The organism is Pigmentiphaga kullae (genome assembly GCF_004216695.1).
GTDB classification, from domain to species: Bacteria; Pseudomonadota; Gammaproteobacteria; order Burkholderiales; family Burkholderiaceae_B; genus Pigmentiphaga; species Pigmentiphaga kullae.
Window position 1 is genome coordinate 170256 of the sequence record NZ_SGXC01000004.1, and the last position, 19332, is coordinate 189587.

Sequence of the window (19332 nt, forward strand, 5' to 3'; positions counted from 1 at the left end):
CTCAGGTGCTCGGACGAGAGGATGACGATCCAACATGAGGCGAAAATGACAGCGGGGTTGCGTCGCGCCGGACGTTGTTCAAGAACAACGGATCGGCGATTGCCTATACTGGAATCTGTTCGTGTCGCAGTCCGGCCGTGTCCGGACCGGAGGTCGCAAATGTCGGGAACCGCATCCTTTCGCCGTATTTCCCTGCTGGATCGGGTGTTATCCGAGGCGGATCGCGCCGTGCGCGTGCTGACGGGCTCGGTATCGGCGCAGCGTGCGAATCCGGCGGGCCGCCTGTCCGCGGCCGCCGACGGCTCGGCCGAAGAGGCCGCCGGCACCGAATTGACGGAGTCCGAGCGCAAGCACGCCGCCGGCCTGATGCGGGTCAATCACGTGGGGGAAGTCTGCGCCCAGGCCCTGTACCGGGGGCAGGCGCTGGTCTGCGACAAGCCGGATACGCGCCAGGTGTTCCTGGACGCGGCGGCCGAGGAGACCGATCACCTGGCCTGGCTGGACGACCGCCTGCGCGAACTGCGTTCGCACTCCAGCCTGTTGAACCCGCTCTGGTATGCGGGGGCTTTCGGGCTGGGCATGCTGGCGGGCAAGGCGGGCGAGGCCTGGAACCTGGGGTTCATGGCGGAAACCGAGCGGCAGGTGGAGCGCCACCTGGACGGACACCTGGGCACGCTGCCGGCCAATGATGCGCGCTCGCGCGCCATCGTCGAACGCATGGCCGCCGACGAGCGCCAGCACCGGGTGACGGCGGAGCAGCGGGGCGGCGTCGAGCTGCCCGCGCCGGTGCGGGCGGCGATGCGGTGCGGGTCCAAGGTCATGACCTCCACCGCCTATTACCTCTGAGCCGCGTCAGTCGGCTTCGACGATCTCCACCGACCAGGTCAGTTGCGCGGTTTTTTCCAGCATGGCCGAGGCCGAGCAATACTTTTCGTGGGAAAGCTGCACCGCCCGTTCCACTGCGGCGGACGGAAGGTTCTTGCCCGTGACCGTGAAGGCGAAATGGATCTTGGTGAAGACCTTGGGATCCGTGTCTGCCCGCTCGGCCTTGAGCGCCACCGTGCAGCCGCGCACGGCGTGGCGGCCGCGCTTCAGGATGAGGACGACGTCGTAGGCCGTGCAGCCGCCGGTGCCGGCCAGCACCAGTTCCATCGGCCGGGGCGCGAGATTGTTGCCTCCGCCGTCCGGGGCGCCGTCCATGACCGCGACGTGCCCGCTGCCCGTCTGGGCAGTAAACAGCATGCCCTGGGGGCCGCCCCAGCTTACGATGCATTCCATGATATTCCTCGTGCTGCGATAGAAAGTTGGCGAATCAGCACGATGATAGCGGGTGGGAGGCGGGTTTCGCGGTGCTTGCATGGTCTGATGATGCTGCGATGCAGCGAAAACTGCGACAAATGGTCGCGCCCCCCGGTCAAGCCGCCCGCAGTCCCGATTTTTCGTCGATGACGTTGCGGAGCGATGGGATGGTTTGTAAGTAAGTCATTGATCGGAAAGGAATTTTTTGTCCGCAGCCGCATCGGTTTTTGTACGTAGGCAACAACCCTAGGAGGTTCTTGCATCGCACAAAACATCTCTCTATAATTGACCCAACGGATGACGCTTTGTATGTCGACACGGCCCAGGGCCCCTCGGCATCGTCGGATAGCCCCGCAAAGCTCATTCACCGGTGTCTCCTCCACCCTCCTCCTTTGGTGGATTAGCCCGAAGCCGCAAGGCTTCGGGCTTTTTTTTGCCCGCTCCTTGTTGCTGTGCGGCAAAACAAGCGGAAAAAGCCGAGCGAGGATAGGGTCGAGTCTGACCGTTTGGCCGGAAAAGAGAAGGAAAAGAAGAGCAGGGCGACGCTAAATTAGGATTTAATCTATTGATATAAAAGGAATTTTTGCCTGTTGAAATTTGAAACCGTATTGTGGTGAGCAGGCAAAAAAACTTCTTGCAACGCACAAACCGCTTCCCTATAATGGGTTCAACGGATGTCGCTTTGTATGTCGACACGGCCTCGGGCCTCTCGGCATCGTCGGATAGCCCCGCAAAGCCCATCCACCGGTGTCTCCTCCACCCTCCTCCTTTGGTGGATTAGCCCGAAGCCGCAAGGCTTCGGGCTTTTTTTTGCCTCGGCCAGGATCAGCGCATCATCGTGCCGCCGCCCGTTGAGCCGCCATAGCCGCCCCCGGTCGAGCCGGCGCCACCCTGCATCAGCGCGCCATAGCGCTGCATCAGGGCGGGGTCCTGCTGGACGGCCGCGTTGATGGCGTTGAATTCCCGCACGGTCAGGCCTTCGCTCCAGACCGCCTGGGCCTTGCGGCCGTTGGCTTCGTCGAAGGTGGCGTTGGTGGGCTCGCCCGTCGGCGTGCTGGAGGCGGCCGCTCCGGTGGCCGGCGAGATGGCGTTCACCTTCCTGGCCGCGTTGGCGAAGCGCTGCAGCTGGTCGTCGGTGACCGATTGCGGCGACATCGCCGAAGCCTGCTGGGTGGGCATGTCGCGCTGGGGAGCCGCGCAGGCGGCCAGTCCCGCGGCCACGGCACCGGCGGCCAGCATCGTCTTGATCGTTTTCATCGGACGGATCTCCATAGGGCTCTGTGAGCGGACTAGTGTCTGCCCTTACGCCGCGCCGGGATCTATTCTTATGTATGGATGTTTATCAAAGCATGAAGCGCGGGCAGGGCATCACAGGGGAAGCGGGGGATGGCGTCGGATATCGTTACAGGTACGCCGGGCGGGGCGCGTGCCGCCGCGGCGCGCCGGCACGCGGTCTTTGACTTCCCGGGTCGATCCGGGTTACCATCTTCCGCTTGCCCTTTTTCCGTACCTGCAGTTCACAATGCCGGGGCGGGATCGGGGTGACAGGCCGTCAGAAAGCCCACAGGGGGCTTTACGGGCACCAGATATGTCACAGAGATCATCATGAAAACCTTCGTTGCGAAACCGCATGAAGTGACGCGTGACTGGTACGTGATTGACGCCAAGGGCAAAGTCCTAGGTCGTGTGGCCAGCGAAGTCGCACACCGTTTGCGCGGTAAACACAAGCCTGAATTCACGCCTCACGTCGATACCGGCGACTACATCGTCATCATCAACGCCGCCGATATCGTCGTTACCGGCAACAAGGCGCAGGACAAGCGCTACTACCGCCACTCGGGCTATCCCGGCGGTATCACCGAAACCACGTTCCTGAAGATGCAGCAGCGTTTTCCTGGTCGTGCGATCCAGAAGGCCGTCAAGGGCATGCTGCCCAAGGGTCCCCTGGGCTACGCCATGATCAAGAAGCTGAAGGTGTACGCAGGATCCGAACATCCGCACACCGCCCAGCAGCCCAAGCTGCTGGACATCTGAGGAGCCGCGCATGATCGGTAACTGGAATTATGGAACCGGCCGCCGCAAGACCTCGGTGGCGCGTGTGTTCCTGAAGAAAGGCTCGGGCAAGATCACCGTCAACGGCAAGCCCGTCGACGAGTACTTCGCTCGCGAGACCGGCCGCATGATCGTTCGCCAGCCGCTGGAACTGACCGGCCACCTGGAAAGCTTCGACTTTCACGTCAACGTCAACGGTGGTGGCGTGACGGGGCAGGCCGGCGCGGTGCGCCACGGCATCACCCGTGCGCTGATCGACTACGACGCGACGCTCAAGCCCGCGCTGTCGCAAGCCGGCTTCGTCACCCGCGATGCCCGCGAGGTCGAGCGCAAGAAGGTCGGTCTGCACAAGGCGCGACGTCGCAAGCAGTTCAGCAAGCGCTGATCGGCTTCGATCCCCCTCGTCCCGTTCCGGCTCCGGCCGGCGGGCGAGACAAGAAAGGCCGCAGCGATGCGGCCTTTTTTTCGCTTCGAACGGCGTGCGCCCCGAGGGGCGTCACATCGATGCTGCCGAGCGTGGGGTATTCTTATTCATCACATGTCGCAGGGCACCGTCCCGCTTTCCCGGGCCGGGAAGCGCAGGGACTCCAGGAGATTGCAATGGCCAAGATCAAGGTAGGTATCGTCGGCGGCACGGGCTACACCGGCGTGGAACTGCTGCGCCTGTTGTCGCAGCACCCGAACGCGGAGCTGGCGGCGATCACCTCGCGCAAGGAAGACGGCATGCCGGTGGCCGACATGTACACCAACCTGCGCGGCAAGGTGGACCTGGCGTTCTCCTCGCCCGACAAGGCACGGCTGACCGAGTGCGACGTGGTGTTCTTCGCGACGCCCCATGGCGTGGCCATGGCGCAGGCGCAGGAACTGCTGGCCGCCGGCGTCAAGATCATCGACCTGGCCGCCGATTTCCGCCTGCAGGACCTGGCCTCGTTCGAGAAGTGGTACAAGATGCCACACGCCTGCCCCGACGTGCTGCGCGAGTCGGTCTACGGCCTGGTCGAGCTGAATCGCGAGAAGATCCGCGGCGCGCGGGTCGTGGGCAATCCCGGCTGCTATCCGACCACCGTGCTGCTGGGCCTGGCGCCGCTGCTGGAAGGCCGGGCCGGCGCGTCGCCGCTGGTGGACGCGTCCACGCTCATCGCCGATTGCAAGTCGGGCGTGACCGGGGCCGGGCGTAAGGCCGAGCTGCACATCCTGTTCTCGGAAGCCAGCGACAACTTCAAGGCCTATGGCGTGTCGGGCCATCGCCATCATCCCGAGATCGTCGAGCATCTGCAGACGCTGCACGGCGGACCGGTGGGGCTGACCTTCGTGCCGCACCTGACGCCCATGGTGCGCGGCATGCACTCGACCATCTACGCCCGCATCGACCCGAAGGCGCGCGACGTCGATTTCCAGAAGCTGTTCGAGCAGCGCTACGCCGATGAGCCTTTCGTCGACGTGATGCCTGTGGGCAGCACGCCCGAGACTCGCTCGGTGCGCGCCTCCAACATGATACGGATCGCCGTCCACCGTCCCGGCAACGGCGACCAGCTGGTCGTGCTGGTGGTGCAGGACAACCTGGTGAAGGGCGCATCCGGCCAGGCCGTGCAGAACATGAATCTGATGTTCGGGTTGCCCGAGGATGCCGGGCTCGGCCAGGTGGCGGTGCTGCCCTGATGAAGCGCCGGCCGCTGTTTCCGGCGTTGGTGCCGCGCAGGTTGCGGCGTGGCGCGGCGGCGGGTGCGCGTACCGACGGGACGGGGCTGCCGGCCGCCTCGCCGTGGCGGATCGTGGTCCTGGTGCTGTTGCTGGCGCTGGGCGCAGCCATGGGAACGGGGCTGTACGAGTCGGCGCGGCGGGTGTTCGGCGGGCCGCAGATCTCGGCGTCCGAACTGGCGCAATTGCGTGCCGAGCACCAGCGCCTGATCGCCGACAACGAGCGCTTGCAGGGCAGCCTCGCCGCCGCGGAAAGCCGCCTCGAGATCGAACGCGCGGCCAAGGACCAGTTCGCGGCCGATTTGCGGGCCGCGCAGAAGGAAATGGGCGACATGCGCAATGACCTGGCCTTCTTCGACCAGCTCATTCCCATGGATCCGCGCCAGGCCCAGGTCAACATCCGTTCCGCGGAGCTGGAGCGGCAGGGCGAACTGTTGCGCTACCGGGTGCTGCTGATGCGCGGCGGGCGGCCCTCGGGCGAATTCAGCGGACGCCTGCAGTTCTCGGCGTCCGGTGTACGCGCGGGCACCGCCACCACGCTGGACCTGCATCCGTTCTCGGTGCCGACCGAGGCGCTGGCGGGGGAGGCGGCGCCGGTGGCCCTGCCGGCCGCCGATCCGCTGGCCCTGCGGTTCCGGCAGTACCAGCGCGCCGAGGGGTCGCTCGCGGTCCCCGCCGGTTTCGTGGTGCGCAGTGTTACCGTGCGTGTGGTCGAAGGAGGCGTGGTGCGCTCGCAAAGCACCATCAACCTGCCGGCCTGAGGCGGCGGGCTTGAACCTTGGCGGCGCACCCCCATCTAAACGGTGTGGCCGCCGACAGGGCGGCCAGGCGTCGCCCGAAGTATCCCTGGCGGCGCCAGGGTTGAAATCAGGCGCCAATAGCGGTTGAATTACCCATTAACCAGACGATTTACAGCGCATGCGCGGCACGGGCCGTGTCTGCGCGCAGGCAAGGAGCAGTCATGAACGCAGCAGTCGAACAAGCCAGCCTCGAAGCCCCGCCGATGGGCCTCGTCTTCACCGATGCGGCGGCCGCCAAGGTCAAGGAGCTGATCGATGAAGAAGGCAATTCGGCGCTCAAGCTGCGCGTGTTCGTGCAGGGCGGGGGCTGTTCCGGCTTCCAGTACGGCTTCACCTTCGATGAAGACGTCAACGAGGACGACACGCAACTGGACAAGAACGGCGTGCAACTGCTGATCGACTCCATGAGCTTCCAGTACCTGGTCGGTGCCGAGATCGACTACAAGGAAGGCCTGGAAGGCGCGCAATTCGTCATCAAGAACCCGAACGCCACGTCCACCTGCGGCTGCGGGTCGTCGTTCTCGGTCTAGGCCCAGGCGCCGGGCGGCAGCCCCACGGGGCTGCGCCGCCCGCTCCGTCCTTTCCTCCAGGGCGCCCTCGCGCAAGCCAGGGCGCTTTTTTCGTTTCCGTCCCACCGTTTCTGACCGGCCCGCCCGGCGCGCTTCATGGCCCTCATCGCTCTGACCGACATCGAACTGGCCTACGGCCACGTCCCGCTCCTGCATCGCGCCAGCTTTTCGGTGGAGGCCGGCGAGCGGGTCGGGCTGATCGGCCGCAACGGCACCGGCAAGTCCTCGCTGCTCAAGCTGCTGGACGGCCGTTCGCTGCCCGATGACGGCCTCATCTCGCGCCAGGACGGGCTGAAGGTCGCCACGGTGGAGCAGGAGCCGGTGTTCGACGAGTCCGGTACGGTGTTCGATGCCGTCAGCGAGGGCCTGGCCAAGGGGCGCGACCTGCTGCGCGCCTACCAGCGCCTGACCCATGACCTGGCGGAGGCCGCCGGCGGGGCCGACCACGATGCGCTGCTGGCCCGGCTGCAATCCCTGCAGGCGGACCTGGAGGCGCACGACGGCTGGACGGTGCAGGCACGGGTCGAGGCCACGCTGGCCCGGCTGAACCTGCCCGCCGACGCGCCGGTGGCGGGGCTGTCCGGCGGCACGCGCAAGCGGGTGGCGCTGGCCCGGGCACTGCTGGGCGATCCCGACCTGCTGCTGCTGGACGAGCCGACCAACCACCTGGATTTCCAGGCCATCGCCTGGCTCGAGGAACTGCTGAAAGCGTTTCCCGGCAGCATCGTCTTCATCACCCACGACCGCCGTTTCCTGGATGCGGTGGCCACCCGCATCGTCGAACTCGATCGCGGCGAGCTCGCCAGTTTTCCCGGATCCTTCTCCACCTACCAGACGCGCAAGGCCGAGATGCTGGAGGCCGAGCGGCTGGAGCAGGCGCGCTTCGACAAGCTTCTGGCCCAGGAAGAGGTGTGGATACGCAAGGGCGTCGAAGCACGCCGCACGCGCAGCGTCGGGCGGGTCAAGCGGCTGGAGCAACTGCGCCTGCAACGGGCCGAGCGGCGCGAGCGTATGGGCAAGGTCACCATCGACGTGGCCGAGGGACAGCGGTCGGGCAAGCTGGTGGCCGAGCTGACCGATGTGTCCAAATCGTTCGGCGACAAGGCCGTCATCCGGTCGTTCTCGACCACGGTCATGCGCGGCGACCGCATCGGCCTGATCGGCCCCAACGGCGCGGGCAAGACCACGCTGCTCAAGCTCATCCTGGGCGAACTGGCGCCCGACTCGGGCTCGGTCAGGCAGGGCACCAACCTGTCGGTGGCCTACTTCGACCAGATGCGCAGCCAACTGGACGAGGACATGGCGCTGGCCGACGTCATCAGCCCGGGCAGCGAGTGGATAGAGATCAACGGCCAGCGCAAGCACGTGATGAGCTACCTGGGCGACTTCCTGTTCGCGCCCGAGCGGGCGCGTTCGCCGGTCAAGAGCCTGTCGGGCGGCGAGCGTGCCCGGCTGCTGCTGGCGCGCTTGTTCGCGCGGCCGGCCAACGTGCTGGTGCTGGACGAGCCCACCAACGACCTCGACATCGAGACGCTGGAGTTGCTGGAGGAGTTGCTGCAGGACTACTCGGGCACGGTCTTCCTGGTCAGCCACGACCGTATGTTCCTGGACAATGTCGTGACGCAGACCATCGCCTACGAGGGCGACGCGCGCTGGCGCGACTACGTGGGCGGCTACGACGATTGGGCGACGCAGCGCGCCAGGGTGGAGGAGGCCCGGTCGGCCGCGGCCAGGCCCGCGCGGGAGGTCGTTCGCGACGAGTCCGCCCCGCCCGCGCCGGAGAAAACCGCAACCGAGAAGGCCGCGCCGGCCAAGCCGGCCCGTTCGCGCCTGAGTTCCTGGGAAGCGAAGGAACTGGAAGGCCTGCCCGATGCCATCGCGACGCTCGAGGCCGAGCAGCAGGAACTGAACGGGAAGCTGGCCGACGGCATGATCTACCGGGACGATCCGGCTGGCGCGACCGCCATCCAGCAGCGCCTGGCGGCGATCGAGGACGAGCTCATGGCCAGGCTCGAACGCTGGGAACTGCTGGAAAGCAAACGGGGCTGACCCGCCGACCCTTCAGCGGCCCGCGCCCGCGGGCCGCGCCACCAGCTTCATGGCTTGCCGGATCGCCGTCGGTTCGTAGGTGGGATCGATGTTGCCCATCACCGTCAGCGCGATGCGGGACAACTGGCGGCTCATGATCTGGATCGCCCGGTCCTGGTCCCGCGCCGCATAGGCGTCGACCAGCGCGCTGTGTTCTTCTTCCGATGCCAGCCAGGAATACGGCTGCTGCTGCCCCATGAACGATTTGCGGGCGCGCTCGGAGTTGGTGCGGCAATTTTCGTATGCGGTCACGATGTGGTCGCCCGCGTGCATGATCAGCAATTTGTGGAATTCGATGTGGCGGTGCGCCCAGTCGCCCGCCGGCTGGCTGCCGTTCATGGCTTCGAGCGCCGCGCGGATGCGCGCCAGGTCGTCCGCGTCCAGCCGCGGCACGGTCAACGAGATGCCCAGGCAGGCCATCAGCAGCCACATGGCGTAGACCGAATCGATTTCCTCGGGCGTGATGGGGACGACCCGGATCCGGTGCTGGAAATTGACCTCGACCAGGCCTTCGGCCTGAAGCATGCGCAGCGCTTCCCGCACGGGAGTGCGGCTGACGTTCAGCCGCTTGGCGATGTGTACCTGGTTCAGCATGGACCCGGCCGCGATGCTGCCGTCCAGGATGTCATGGCGCAAGCGTTCGTACACGTCGTGCAGGTCCCCGCGCGAGGCGCGAGGCTGGGCGGGCGGCGGTACGGGAGGCACGGCAAGGGGGCCGTCCTGGCCGTTCTGGTGCAGCGCCGCGTCGCTGCCGGTCGAGTCGTGGGTCACTGAGTCACCCTGTGATTCCGATGATGCCTGAGAGAGTCTTGATATGCGCTTTTGCTTCAGACAGTATCACATCTGCAAAACGCCAAAAATGTATTCATTTTTAAGTCTTATATTCTTGTCTTGACGAAGATTAGGCCAAATTCATTGAGTATTTTTGGTGTTTACCCTATATGTTCGACAAAAATGTATCCTTTTTTGGAGATTGATGTAATCATAGTGCATCCATTTTCAGGGGTTGGAGATGAGCACAGCGGGAGTCTTGCGCGAGGCATGGCGGGCCGGGAAGCCGGTATTCGGCGGCTGGGCGGTGCTGCCCACGCCGTTTTCCGTGGAGCTGATCGCGCAACAGGGCGTGGGGTATGTCTGCGTCGACCAGCAGCATGGGCTGATCGACTATGCGCAGACCCTGGACATGTATCGCGCCGCCGAGGGACGGGGCGTGGCGCCGTTCACCCGGGTGCCGGCCAACGAGGGGTGGATGATAGGCAAGGCGCTGGATGCGGGCGCCCAGGGCGTCATCGTGCCGCTGGTCAATACCCGCGACGAAGCCGCCGCGGCGGTCCGGGCGTGCCGCTATCCGCCTTCGGGCATACGGTCCTACGGCCCCATCCGCGCCGCGCTGGTCAGCGCCACCCGCGACACGCAGGCCTTGGGCAACGCCGTGCTGTGCTTCGTCATGGTCGAGACCCGCGAGGCGCTGGACAACATCGACGATATCGCGTCCACGCCAGGCCTGGACGGCATCTACATCGGCCCGGCCGACCTGGCCCTGGGACTGGGGCTGCCGCCTGACCTGGACAAGACCGAGGCCGAGCACGTCGCCGCGGTCGAACGGATCTTTCAGGCCTGCCGCCGGCACGGCATCGTCGCCGGGATCCAGTGCGCCAGCGGAACGTCCGGCCGCGCCTACGCCGAACGCGGGTTCGGCCTGATCACCGTCATCAAGGATTCCGCCCTGCTGCAGGCTGGCGCGCGCCAGGAAATCCGCGCGGCGCTGGGCGAGGCGCAAGGGGCCGGCAAGGCCCAGGGCTATACCTGACCCCGGCATCGGTCCGGATACCTGGAGAAAGACAGAGTGACAACGACTTCCGATCGCATGCTGCGGGCCCTGGCTGCGTACTCCCGGCACGCGGCGCTGGAATGCGGCGTGTCGGTGGACCGCGCGGTGAAGGCCGCGCTGCTGGATACGCTGGCCGTGGCGCTGGGCGCCCTGACGCATCCCGCCGCCGTGGCGGCCCGGCGCTACGCGCGCCATGCCATCGTGGCCCGGGGGGCGACGATATGGGGCACGGGCGAATGCGTTACCGCCGAAGCCGCGGCGCTGGTGAACGGCGTGCCGCTGCGGGCCTATGACTACAACGACCTGTACATCGGCAAGTCGGGCGGCCACCCCAGCGACATGATCCCGGGACTGATGGCCCTGGCGCAATGGCGCGGCATCGACGGCAAGCGGCTGATCGGCGCCATCGCGCTGGGCTACGAGGTCGCGGTGGCGCTGTTCGACGGCCTGCGCTTGCGCAACGGCGGCCTGGACTACCCCAACATCGTGGCCATCGCCTGCACTTGCGCGGCCGCCCGCATGCTGGGCCTGTCCGAAGACCAGACCGCCGACGCCCTGGCGATCACCGTGATTCCCCATGCCGCCAGCCTGGAGGTCGAGTCCAATGACCTGAACCGGCGCGGCGACCTGACCATGTGGAAGCGGTTCAACGGCAGCGACGCCGTCAGGCAGTCGGTGTATGCCTGCTTGCTTGCGGAAGCGGGCGCCGAAGGCGCGGTGCGTCCGTTCGAGGGCAGATACGGTTTCCTGGCGCGTCTCGAACTGGCCGAGGACGACCGCGCGGCGCTGCTGCGGCGCCTGGATCCCGCGCAGCCCCTGTCGGCCGTCGAGCGCGTGACCTACAAGCTGTGGCCGGTCGGATCGCGCGGGCAGAGCGCCATCCAGGCCGCGCTGGAGGCGCGGCGCCGGATTCCCGATCCCGCGCGGATCGCGGGCATCCGCGTGCTGGCCGACGAGGGCGTGTACGACCATCTGGTCAGCCAGCGGGCGGATCCGTGGCATCCGGTATCGCGTGAGACGGCCGACCATTCGCTGCCCTGCATCGTCGCGATGGCGCTGCTGGACGGCCGGGTGGACACGGGCACCTTCGACAAGGAACGGGTCATGCGTCCCGATGTGCGGACGCTGCTCAACGACCGGCTGGTGGTCGAACCGGCCGCCGAGCTGGGCGGCGGCGCGGCCGCGGGATTCCTGGCGCGGGTCGAGGTCACGCTCGACACCGGCGAGGTGGTCGTGGGCGAGGCCGGCCCGCCGCCCGGGCACCGGCTCAAGCCTTTCTCCGACGCCGATTTCGAGGAAAAGCTGCGCGTCAACGTCGAGCCGGTCATGGGCGCGCGGCGCACCCGGGACATCCTGGAAGCGGTCCGGGCGCTGGACGCGGCGGCCAGTCTCCAGCCGCTGTGCGCCCTGCTGGGCGCCGGCGCGCAGGGGGTGGAGGCGCCATGATGCCCGGCGTGGTCATCGTCGGCGCCGGCCATGCGGGGGCGCGTTGCGCCCATGCCTTGCGCCAGGCGGGCTACGCCGGGCCGGTCACGCTGCTGGGCGACGAGGGGGCCGAGCCCTACGAGCGGCCGCCGCTGTCCAAGTCCTTCCTGCTGGAGGACGGCCGCCTGGCGCCGATCGCGCCGGCGGACAGCTACGCGGCCGCTGGCATCGTCCTGCGGCCGTCGGCCCGGGCGGCCGCCATCGATCCGGCCGCGCGCCGCGTGGAGCTTGCCGATGGCGCGTCCATCGCCTATCGCCACCTGGTACTGGCGACCGGTTCCGTGGCGCGGATGCCGGCCTTCGCCGGCCTGGCGCCGGGCGACGTGCTGGCCCTGCGCAACGCGGCCGATGCCGCGCGCCTCAGGCAGGCATTGCGTCCCGGGCAGCGCGTGCTGCTGATCGGCGGCGGCTTCGTGGGGCTGGAGGTGGCCGCGTCCGCCACCCGTCTGGGGTGCCGCGTGACGGTGGTGGAGAAACAGCCGAGGCTGCTGCCGCGCGCCGTCAGCGCATGGGCGGCCGGACGCGTGCTTGCCCTGCATGCCGGGCAGGGCGTGGAAGTGAAGCTGGGTTGCGCGCCCTTGGACATCGGTCGCGCGGGAGCGGCATTCCAGTATGTATTGGACGATGGCACGCGGGGCGAAGCGGACGTGGTGCTGGCCGGCATGGGCGCGACGCCCGACGTGGCCCTGGCCGCGCACGCGGGCCTGGCCCTGAATCCGCCGCCCGTGCACGGCGTTCTGGTGGACGAGGCGTGCCGGACGTCGGCGCAAGGCATCTATGCGATCGGCGACATCGCCGCGCCGCGCGATGCGGGCGGCGGCTGTCGCGTCCGCCTGGAGTCCTGGGAGAACGCCGAGCGGCAGGCCGCGCGGGCCGCCGCCACCATCGCGCGGGCCGAGCAGGGCGGCGGGCCGCAATCGGCGGAGCCCGCCGCCGACGATGCGCCGTGGTTCTGGACGGACCAGTTCGACATGAACCTGCAGATCATCGGCTGGCCGGCGGGGGCCGTGCGGCACGTCGCGCGCGAGGCCGGCACGGGCAAGGCGGTGGGTTTCCATTTCGATGCGGCCGGCGTGCTGGTCGGAGCGGAACTGTTCAACAGCGGACGGGAGCGCCGCGTCGTGCGCCAGCTCGTGGCCGCCGGCCGGGGCGTGGACGCCGAGGAACTGGCGGACCCGGCGGTGCCGCTGGCGGCGGCGCTGCGCAATGCGCAGCAGCGCGGCCGGGCGCCGGGCCATTCCCGGTCATAGACGGAGTCTTCATGGTCTGGTGCCAGACGATCAAGTTCGAGGACGTACCCGAGGGCGACGCCGTCCCGGTGTGCGTGGAGGGCGAGCCGCTCGCGCTGTACAAGCTGGATGGCCGCGTCCATGCCACGCACGACATCTGCACGCACGCGAAGGCGCACCTGTCGGAAGGCTTCGTCAGCGGCGACTGCGTGGAGTGCCCCCTGCACGAAGGCGTATTCCACATTCCCACCGGCCGCCCGGTCTCGGGCCCGGTCAGCGTTCCCATCAAGGTGTATCCGGTACGTATCGAGGAAGGCATGGTGCTGGTCGACGTGCCTCCCTCGGGCTGACGCCCGGGCCGGCGTCCTGCAGCAAAGCGCGGAGGAATGTCCTTCGTGTCCGTCCATCTCTTGGGAGAGTCAAATGCGTATCACGTCGTGTGCTGTGCTCCTGGCCTTTGGCTGTGTATCGACCGCCGTGGCAGCGGCCGACGCGGCGGTCGATTTTCCGTCCAGACCGCTGCGCTTCATCGTTCCCTTCACCCCGGGAACGGGCATGGACAACATCGCCAGGCTGGTCGGCGAAAAACTGTTCGAAAGCTGGAAGCAGCCCGTCATCGTCGAGAACAAGACCGGCCTGGCCGGTCACCTCGGTGCAGAGCAGGTGGCGCGCTCGGCGCCCGACGGCTATACGTTGGTGGTGACCGCGAGCAATCTCGTCATCACGTCCATCCTGTATCCCTCGCCGACCTTCAACCCCATGAAGGACCTGACGCCGGTGATGATCGCGGCGCGCGGCACCAACTCGCTGGCGGTGAATCCCGGCAAGGGCTACCGCACGATGGCCGATCTGGTGGCCGCGGCCAAGGCCAATCCCGGCAAGATCAACTTCGCGTCCGCGGGCGTGGGGTCGCCGTCGCACATCCTGCTGGCCGAGTTCGAGGACGCCACGCACACCTCGTTCCTGCACGTGCCCTACAAGGGCACGGCGCCCGGCGTCAACGATGTGATCGCGGGGCACGTGGACGCCATGTTCGTCGCCACCCATACGCTGCGGCCCTTCGTCGAGTCCGGCCAGTTGCGCAACCTGGGCGTGTCGAGTCCCGAGCGCCAGCGCAGCGCGCCCGGCGTGCCGTCGTTCGCGGAGTTGGGCATCACGCCGGGCATGCCGGCCTGGTACGGCTTCCTGGCGCCCAAGGGGACGCCGGCCGCCGTGATCGACAAGCTCAACAAGGAGATGACGCGCATCCTGGAGCTGCCCGACGTCAAGTCGGCGCTGGAGAAGACCGGGCTGGACGTGAAGCCGTCGTCGCCGCGGGCGCTGCAGGAACTGATGGACATGCAGCTCGCGCGCTTCACCCAGATCATTCGCAAGAACAACATCACGGCCAACTGAGCCCGGGAGGAAGCCGCCATGGACGACACGTTCAAGTGCGAGACACCCGGCGATCCGGGCGAGTTCTCCGGCTCCGCCGTCGTCCTGGTGGGCGGCGCGCTGGGGTCGGGCCCGGAGCTGCTGCGGGCGTTCGCCGCGCGCGGCGCCAAGGTCGTGATCGGCGTGACGCCGGCCGAAGACGCGGCGCACGCGGCCTCGGTGGCGCGTGCCTATGGCGTCGCCTGCCTGACCGTGGACACGGAAGACGAGACCGAGGTCGAGCGCTTCTTCGACGCCTGCATGGCGCAACTCGGCGGGCTGGACATCCTCGTGAACGTGGCCGCGCCGGTCAGCACGGCGGATGCGCTGGACATCCATGCCGCGCGCTACCGCAACGTGATCGAGCGGGAACTGGTGGGGCCCATCCTGTGCATACAGGCCGCGGCGCGCCGGATGAAGGAACGCGGCCGTGGCCGCATCGTGTCCTTCTCCTCGATGTCGGGCAAGACCGGCGTGCACCGGCACGTGGCGCCGTATGCGGCGGCCAAGGGCGGGCTGATCGCTTATTCGCGGGTGATGGCGGCGGAGCTGGCGCCCCATGGCGTCACGGTCAACGTGATCGCCACGTCATTGTTCGACGTGCAGGTGGCGGGCGCGAGCGAAGCCCGCATGCAGGAAGTGGTCAGGGGTATTCCCGTCGGCCGCGTGGGCCGCTCCATCGAGGCGGCGCACGCGGTGTTCTACCTGGCCTCGCGCCATGGCGCGTACGTGACGGGCGAAACGCTGAACCTGTCGGGCGGCAGGTTCATGGATTAGTGGTTGGAGGATAGGAATCGATATGTCTGCGATGTTTGCAAGAGAGCATGGGGGCGGGGAGGCCGGGCTGGATCCGTCGTCGCTGATCTGGCAGGACGAACGCCATTTCCGCGTGCACACGCGCGCCTATACCGATCAGGCGGTGTTCGACGCCGAGATGGCGCGCGTCTTCTCGAAGGTCTGGGTCTATGTCGGCCACGAAAGCGAGATCCCCAACCCGGGCGATTTCAAGACGGCCTACATCGGGACGCAGCCCGTCATCGTCTCGCGGGCGGACGACGGCTCGGTGCACGTGCTGGTCAACCGCTGCGTGCACCGCGGCGCGGTGATCGCGCGCGAAACCCGTGGCACGGTCCGCGACTTCACCTGCCCCTACCATGGCTGGGTGTTCGGCCTGGACGGCAGGCTGCTGGCCGTGTCCGAGCGCAACGATTCGGGCGGCTATGCCCCCGACTTCGACGCGCCCGAGGGGCTGCACCGGGTGCCGAAGGTCGATGCCTACCGCGGGCTGATCTTCGCCAACCTGGACCCGGACGCCGTCGACCTGGACACCTACCTGGGGCGCGCCAAGAAGACCATAGACCGCAAGTTCGGCCGCTCGCCGGCGGGGCGCATCGCGCTGCGCGGCAAGCCGTTCGTCATGCGCTACCAGGGCAACTGGAAATTCCAGATCGAGAACATCGTCGATGCCTACCACTTCCTGCATACGCACAAGGGCTTCGTCGCGCTGCAGGCCAAGTACGGCGAAAGCACAGGCGACTACGGTGCGCACAAGGGCGGCTCGGCCAAGGCCATGCGCCAGATCCGCTTCAAGGGGTCGAGCTGGGCGCTGCGCCACGGCCACGCCCAACTGGAGAACTCCGGCACGGCCGATCCCGAGGCCTTGCTGAACGGGCCGCACCGCGCCTACTACGAGGCCCTGCGGGACATCCACGGCGAAGAGGAGTTCGCCTTCGTGGTCGGACGCATGTCGGGCACGATCTTTCCCAACCTCGGCCTGATCCACCAGCAGATCCGCACCTGGCGACCGATCGCGCCGGACCTGACCGAGGTCACCATCTACCTGTACGACCTGGTCGATGCGCCGCGCGAGTTCAACGAGGGCTGGATGCGCAGCCAGGAGCGCTTCTACGGGCCGGCCGGCCACGGCATGGCCGACGACGTCGATATCTTCGCGCGCAACCAGCAGGGGCTGGCGGGCAGCGCGGTGGAGTGGCTGGTGCTGGAGCGCGGGCTGCAGACGGACGAGAAACTGGCCAGCGGCGACATCAAGGGCCTGCCGGCCAGCGAGGCGCCCCAGCGTGCGCTGTGGCTGGCATGGAAGCAACTGATGGCGCGACGCTGAGGAGACCGGGCGCATGCATTTCCCCACGACATTGAACCGCGCGGACGCGGAAACCCTGCTGATACACGAAGCGGACCTGCTCGACACCCGGCAGCTGGACGACTGGCTCAAGCTTTTCACCGAGGACGGGCTGTACTGGATACCGCTCGACCCGGCCGAGGAGCCGGGCCAGAACGCCGCCATCGTCCACGACGACACGCTGCGCCGGGAAGAGCGGGTCTATCACCTGCTGCACGTGGAGTTTCCCGCGCAATCGCCGCCGTCGCGCACCCTGCACCTGATCGGCAACGTGCGCGTGCAGGAACACGAGGAAGGTTTCCTGGTGAAGTCCAACCAGGTGATCTACGAGATGCGTACCGGCGACAGCGCGCAGGTCGGCATCGGCGAGATCCAGCCGCTGGTGACGACGATGGAGCACATTTGCCGCCCGACCGACCAGGGCATGCGGATCGTCCGCAAGACCATCACGCTGATGAACCACGACGCCTGGCTGGGCAACCTGACCTTCCTGCTATGACGCGGGCCCCGGGCCGTCGTCCAGGCCCAGTTCCCTGAGTATCTCTTGCGTGTGCTGCCCCAGTGCCGGCGCGCCCCGCCGGTACGAGGGCGGCGTGGCGCTCCAGCGCGCGGGAAAGCCCGGCATGCGCAGGTTGCCCTGCGTGGGGTGCGGCGCGTGGATGAAGAAATCCACCGCCGCCAGGTGCGGGTCGTTCACCAGGTCGGCGATGCCCCGCACCGGTGCCGCCGGGACCTCGGCTTCTTCCAGCAGCGCCAGCCAGCGCGCGGTGGTGCCGCCGGCGAACAGTTCCCGCAACTGGAGGTCGACGGCCCGCGCCTCGCGGGCGCGCGCGGCGCGGGTGGCGAACGAGGGGTGGGCCAGCAGGTCGGCGCGGCCCGCCGCTTCGAGGAACTTGCGCCACTGGCGATCGGTGTTGATGGCGGCGCACAGGTGGCCGTCCGCCGTGCGGAAATAGGTGCGCTGGCCGTTCAGGTAGCGGTCGTATCCCGGCGCCGACTCGGGCGGATCGAAGACGCTGCCTATCATGTGGTCGGCCAGCACCAGTTGCGCGATCACTTCGAACATCGGGATTTCCAGCTTCTGCCCCGTGCCGTCGCGGGCCACGGCGGCCAGCGCGGCGCCGATGCAGAACGCGGCATAGAGGCCGGCGTAGCGGTCGGCCAGCGGGAACGGACACGACTGCGGCATGCCGTCGCGTTCGCGCGCCCGGGCCGCCGCCAGCCCGGTCATGGCCTGGATCACTTCGTCGAAGGCGGGCCGTCCGGCATAGGGGCCGTCCTCGCCGAAGCCCGAGCAGCTCACGTAGACCACCTTGGGATTCACGCGCCGGATGCTGTCGTAGTCCAGGCCCAGGCGCTCCAGCGCCTGCGGCCGCATGTTGCTGACGAATACGTCGCACCAGGCGATCAGCCGCTCCAGCACCTGCCGCGATGACGCCTGCTTCAGGTCCAGCGCCATGCTGCGCTTGTTGCGGTTCAACTGCAGGAAGGAGGGGCCCATGTCGTTCGTGCGGCGCGGTCCCACTGCCCGCATGGGGTCGCCCTCGGGCGCTTCCAGCTTGATGACGTCGGCGCCGTGGTCGGCCAGCATCTGGGTGCAGAAAGGGCCCAGGATGACCCAGGTCAGGTCCAGGACCTTGACGCCGGCCAGCGGGCCGCTGCGCGGCGTGTCTGCGAATGTCACGAATGTCTCCTGCGTGGGGGTCAGGCCCGGCCCAGGGCAAGGAAGCGCGTGCGCGCCGCCCGGAATTCGTCTTCCAGCCCGTCCACGACCTGAGCGACCGGCGCGATGTCCCGCACGGCGCCCAGCCCCTGGCCGGCCGACCAGACATCCTTCCATCGCCGGGTTTCCTTGCTGCGGCCGCTGTCGTAGACGCGCTCCCTGGGCGAGGGCAGGTTGGCCGGATCCAGGCCGCACTGCACCAGCGAGGGCACCAGCCAGGAGGCCGGGGTGCCGGTGATGGCGTCGCTGACCAGCAGGTCGCCGATGCCGCAGTCGGCGACCATGCGCTTGTGCGCTTCGGCGGCGATGCTTTCCTCGGTCGCCAGGAAGCGCGTGCCCATGTAGACGAAGTCCGCGCCCGCCGCCAGCGCCCCGGCGATGCCCCAGCCGTCGGCGATACCGCCGCCCGCGACGATGTAGCCGTCGAAGCAGGCGCGCACCGCGGATACGAAGGCGAACGGGGACAACCGGCCCGTGTGCCCGCCCGCCCCCGCGCAGACGCAGACCAGGCCGTCGACCCCGGCTTCGGCGGCTTTGCGCGCCAGCCGCAGGTCGATGACGTCGGCGAACACCAGGCCGCCGTAGCCATGCACGGTTTCCATGACCGGACGCGGGCTGCCCAGCGAGGTGATGACGATGGGCGGGCGGAATCGCCTGACCTGTTCCAGGTCGCCGGGCAGCCGGGTATTGGTCGAATGCGTGATCAGGTTCGCCGCCCAGGGCAGGGCGCCGGAGGCGCCATGGGGGCCCAGGGCGTCGCTGATCCGGCGCAGCCACTCGCCGTAGTCCTGGCTGGTGCGGACGTTGTTGTTGGGGAAGGCGCCGATGATGCCGGCACGGGCGGCGGCGATGACCAGTTCCGGTCCGGACACCAGGAACATGGGGGCGGCGAAGACCGGAAGACGTAGACCTGCGAGGAAGCTCATGGTGCTCCTGGGAGGCCGGGGTCACCCCGGTCTGGTCGCTAGAAAAGACTTGGTGAAATGTATGTATTTTTATACTGAA

General features: G+C 67.8%; 20 protein-coding genes. 15 read left to right on the top strand and 5 right to left on the bottom strand.

Annotation, left to right across the window (positions count from 1 at the left end):
* Positions 1-159: 159 nt before the first annotated feature.
* Entirely contained in the window at positions 160-846 is a 687-nt protein-coding gene (gene coq7 / locus EV675_RS28860; protein ID WP_130362113.1) for a 2-polyprenyl-3-methyl-6-methoxy-1,4-benzoquinone monooxygenase, read from the top strand.
* A 6-nt stretch (positions 847-852) separates the two neighbouring features.
* On the opposite strand, the gene EV675_RS28865 is transcribed toward coq7, so the two are convergent.
* Together EV675_RS28865 and EV675_RS28870 are read right to left on the bottom strand one after the other, a co-directional pair.
* Positions 853-1278 carry an OsmC family protein gene (locus EV675_RS28865; protein WP_130362114.1) on the bottom strand — a complete coding sequence of 142 codons (426 nt, stop codon included), beginning with the start codon at positions 1276-1278 and terminating at the stop codon, positions 853-855.
* An 846-nt stretch (positions 1279-2124) separates the two neighbouring features.
* Entirely contained in the window at positions 2125-2556 is a 432-nt protein-coding gene (locus EV675_RS28870) for a DUF4168 domain-containing protein (protein WP_165404829.1), read from the bottom strand.
* A gap of 348 nt (positions 2557-2904) precedes the next feature.
* Here EV675_RS28870 and rplM point away from each other — a divergent pair, with 348 nt between their 5' ends.
* The 6 genes from rplM (at position 2905) to EV675_RS28900 (ending at position 8467) form a co-directional block, all read left to right on the top strand.
* The gene (gene rplM / locus EV675_RS28875; protein ID WP_130362116.1) at positions 2905-3333 is read left to right on the top strand and encodes a 50S ribosomal protein L13; all 429 of its coding nucleotides are present in this window, start codon (positions 2905-2907) and stop codon (positions 3331-3333) included.
* A gap of 10 nt (positions 3334-3343) precedes the next feature.
* Entirely contained in the window at positions 3344-3736 is a 393-nt protein-coding gene (gene rpsI, locus EV675_RS28880; RefSeq protein WP_124691110.1) for a 30S ribosomal protein S9, read from the top strand.
* A 215-nt stretch (positions 3737-3951) separates the two neighbouring features.
* Positions 3952-5010 (top strand): N-acetyl-gamma-glutamyl-phosphate reductase, encoded by a 1059-nt coding sequence (gene argC, locus EV675_RS28885; RefSeq protein ID WP_130362117.1) that lies wholly within the window; start codon positions 3952-3954, stop codon positions 5008-5010.
* Entirely contained in the window at positions 5010-5810 is an 801-nt protein-coding gene (locus tag EV675_RS28890) for a DUF6776 family protein (protein ID WP_130362118.1), read from the top strand. The genes argC and EV675_RS28890 overlap by 1 nt, the downstream gene beginning before the upstream one ends.
* Positions 5811-6010: 200 nt before the next feature.
* Positions 6011-6379 (top strand): iron-sulfur cluster insertion protein ErpA, encoded by a 369-nt coding sequence (gene erpA, locus EV675_RS28895; RefSeq protein WP_130362119.1) that lies wholly within the window; start codon positions 6011-6013, stop codon positions 6377-6379.
* Between the two features lie 135 nt (positions 6380-6514).
* Positions 6515-8467 (top strand): ATP-binding cassette domain-containing protein, encoded by a 1953-nt coding sequence (locus EV675_RS28900; RefSeq protein WP_130362120.1) that lies wholly within the window; start codon positions 6515-6517, stop codon positions 8465-8467.
* A gap of 12 nt (positions 8468-8479) precedes the next feature.
* Here the strand turns inward: EV675_RS28900 and EV675_RS28905 are convergent, their stop codons facing one another.
* Complete coding sequence (locus EV675_RS28905) at positions 8480-9277, bottom strand: GntR family transcriptional regulator (protein ID WP_130362121.1); 798 nt, start codon at positions 9275-9277, stop codon at positions 8480-8482.
* Positions 9278-9518: 241 nt separating this feature from the next.
* Here EV675_RS28905 and EV675_RS28910 point away from each other — a divergent pair, with 241 nt between their 5' ends.
* The 8 genes from EV675_RS28910 (at position 9519) to EV675_RS28945 (ending at position 17103) form a co-directional block, all read left to right on the top strand.
* A complete protein-coding gene (locus tag EV675_RS28910; RefSeq protein WP_130362122.1) occupies positions 9519-10316 on the top strand; it encodes an HpcH/HpaI aldolase family protein in 798 nt (265 codons plus the stop codon).
* Between the two features lie 36 nt (positions 10317-10352).
* Positions 10353-11783: an MmgE/PrpD family protein gene (locus tag EV675_RS28915; RefSeq protein ID WP_130362123.1), complete on the top strand. Its 1431-nt coding sequence runs from the start codon at positions 10353-10355 to the stop codon at positions 11781-11783.
* Positions 11780-13072 (top strand): NAD(P)/FAD-dependent oxidoreductase, encoded by a 1293-nt coding sequence (locus EV675_RS28920; protein WP_130362124.1) that lies wholly within the window; start codon positions 11780-11782, stop codon positions 13070-13072. Before EV675_RS28915 ends, EV675_RS28920 begins: the two co-directional genes overlap by 4 nt.
* A gap of 11 nt (positions 13073-13083) precedes the next feature.
* Positions 13084-13401: a non-heme iron oxygenase ferredoxin subunit gene (locus tag EV675_RS28925; protein ID WP_130362125.1), complete on the top strand. Its 318-nt coding sequence runs from the start codon at positions 13084-13086 to the stop codon at positions 13399-13401.
* A 73-nt stretch (positions 13402-13474) separates the two neighbouring features.
* Positions 13475-14446 (top strand): Bug family tripartite tricarboxylate transporter substrate binding protein, encoded by a 972-nt coding sequence (locus EV675_RS28930; protein WP_130362126.1) that lies wholly within the window; start codon positions 13475-13477, stop codon positions 14444-14446.
* An 18-nt stretch (positions 14447-14464) separates the two neighbouring features.
* The gene (locus tag EV675_RS28935; RefSeq protein WP_130362127.1) at positions 14465-15241 is read left to right on the top strand and encodes an SDR family NAD(P)-dependent oxidoreductase; all 777 of its coding nucleotides are present in this window, start codon (positions 14465-14467) and stop codon (positions 15239-15241) included.
* Positions 15242-15263: 22 nt separating this feature from the next.
* Positions 15264-16586, top strand: coding sequence for an aromatic ring-hydroxylating oxygenase subunit alpha (locus EV675_RS28940; RefSeq protein WP_130362128.1), 1323 nt, complete (start codon positions 15264-15266; stop codon positions 16584-16586).
* Between the two features lie 13 nt (positions 16587-16599).
* Positions 16600-17103 carry an aromatic-ring-hydroxylating dioxygenase subunit beta gene (locus EV675_RS28945; protein WP_130362129.1) on the top strand — a complete coding sequence of 168 codons (504 nt, stop codon included), beginning with the start codon at positions 16600-16602 and terminating at the stop codon, positions 17101-17103.
* Here EV675_RS28945 and EV675_RS28950 read toward each other — a convergent pair.
* On the bottom strand, positions 17098-18288 hold the full coding sequence (locus EV675_RS28950; protein ID WP_165404830.1) for a CaiB/BaiF CoA transferase family protein: 1191 nt from the start codon (positions 18286-18288) through the stop codon (positions 17098-17100). The genes EV675_RS28945 and EV675_RS28950 overlap by 6 nt on opposite strands.
* A gap of 20 nt (positions 18289-18308) precedes the next feature.
* A complete protein-coding gene (locus EV675_RS28955; protein ID WP_130362131.1) occupies positions 18309-19253 on the bottom strand; it encodes an NAD(P)H-dependent flavin oxidoreductase in 945 nt (314 codons plus the stop codon).
* Positions 19254-19332: the final 79 nt, after the last annotated feature.

What these genes read in the sequence shown, in the direction of transcription:
- EV675_RS28870 (WP_165404829.1), bottom strand. Translation starts at nt 2,556, where the DNA reads ATGAAAACGATCAAGACGATGCTGGCCGCCGGTGCCGTGGCCGCGGGA.
- EV675_RS28890 (WP_130362118.1), top strand. Translation starts at nt 5,010, where the DNA reads ATGAAGCGCCGGCCGCTGTTTCCGGCGTTGGTGCCGCGCAGGTTGCGG.
- EV675_RS28900 (WP_130362120.1), top strand. Translation starts at nt 6,515, where the DNA reads ATGGCCCTCATCGCTCTGACCGACATCGAACTGGCCTACGGCCACGTC.
- coq7 (WP_130362113.1), top strand. Translation starts at nt 160, where the DNA reads ATGTCGGGAACCGCATCCTTTCGCCGTATTTCCCTGCTGGATCGGGTG.
- erpA (WP_130362119.1), top strand. Translation starts at nt 6,011, where the DNA reads ATGAACGCAGCAGTCGAACAAGCCAGCCTCGAAGCCCCGCCGATGGGC.
- EV675_RS28945 (WP_130362129.1), top strand. Translation starts at nt 16,600, where the DNA reads ATGCATTTCCCCACGACATTGAACCGCGCGGACGCGGAAACCCTGCTG.
- EV675_RS28940 (WP_130362128.1), top strand. Translation starts at nt 15,264, where the DNA reads ATGTCTGCGATGTTTGCAAGAGAGCATGGGGGCGGGGAGGCCGGGCTG.
- EV675_RS28935 (WP_130362127.1), top strand. Translation starts at nt 14,465, where the DNA reads ATGGACGACACGTTCAAGTGCGAGACACCCGGCGATCCGGGCGAGTTC.
- EV675_RS28920 (WP_130362124.1), top strand. Translation starts at nt 11,780, where the DNA reads ATGATGCCCGGCGTGGTCATCGTCGGCGCCGGCCATGCGGGGGCGCGT.
- EV675_RS28930 (WP_130362126.1), top strand. Translation starts at nt 13,475, where the DNA reads ATGCGTATCACGTCGTGTGCTGTGCTCCTGGCCTTTGGCTGTGTATCG.
- EV675_RS28865 (WP_130362114.1), bottom strand. Translation starts at nt 1,278, where the DNA reads ATGGAATGCATCGTAAGCTGGGGCGGCCCCCAGGGCATGCTGTTTACT.
- EV675_RS28955 (WP_130362131.1), bottom strand. Translation starts at nt 19,253, where the DNA reads ATGAGCTTCCTCGCAGGTCTACGTCTTCCGGTCTTCGCCGCCCCCATG.
- rplM (WP_130362116.1), top strand. Translation starts at nt 2,905, where the DNA reads ATGAAAACCTTCGTTGCGAAACCGCATGAAGTGACGCGTGACTGGTAC.
- EV675_RS28925 (WP_130362125.1), top strand. Translation starts at nt 13,084, where the DNA reads ATGGTCTGGTGCCAGACGATCAAGTTCGAGGACGTACCCGAGGGCGAC.
- argC (WP_130362117.1), top strand. Translation starts at nt 3,952, where the DNA reads ATGGCCAAGATCAAGGTAGGTATCGTCGGCGGCACGGGCTACACCGGC.
- rpsI (WP_124691110.1), top strand. Translation starts at nt 3,344, where the DNA reads ATGATCGGTAACTGGAATTATGGAACCGGCCGCCGCAAGACCTCGGTG.
- EV675_RS28910 (WP_130362122.1), top strand. Translation starts at nt 9,519, where the DNA reads ATGAGCACAGCGGGAGTCTTGCGCGAGGCATGGCGGGCCGGGAAGCCG.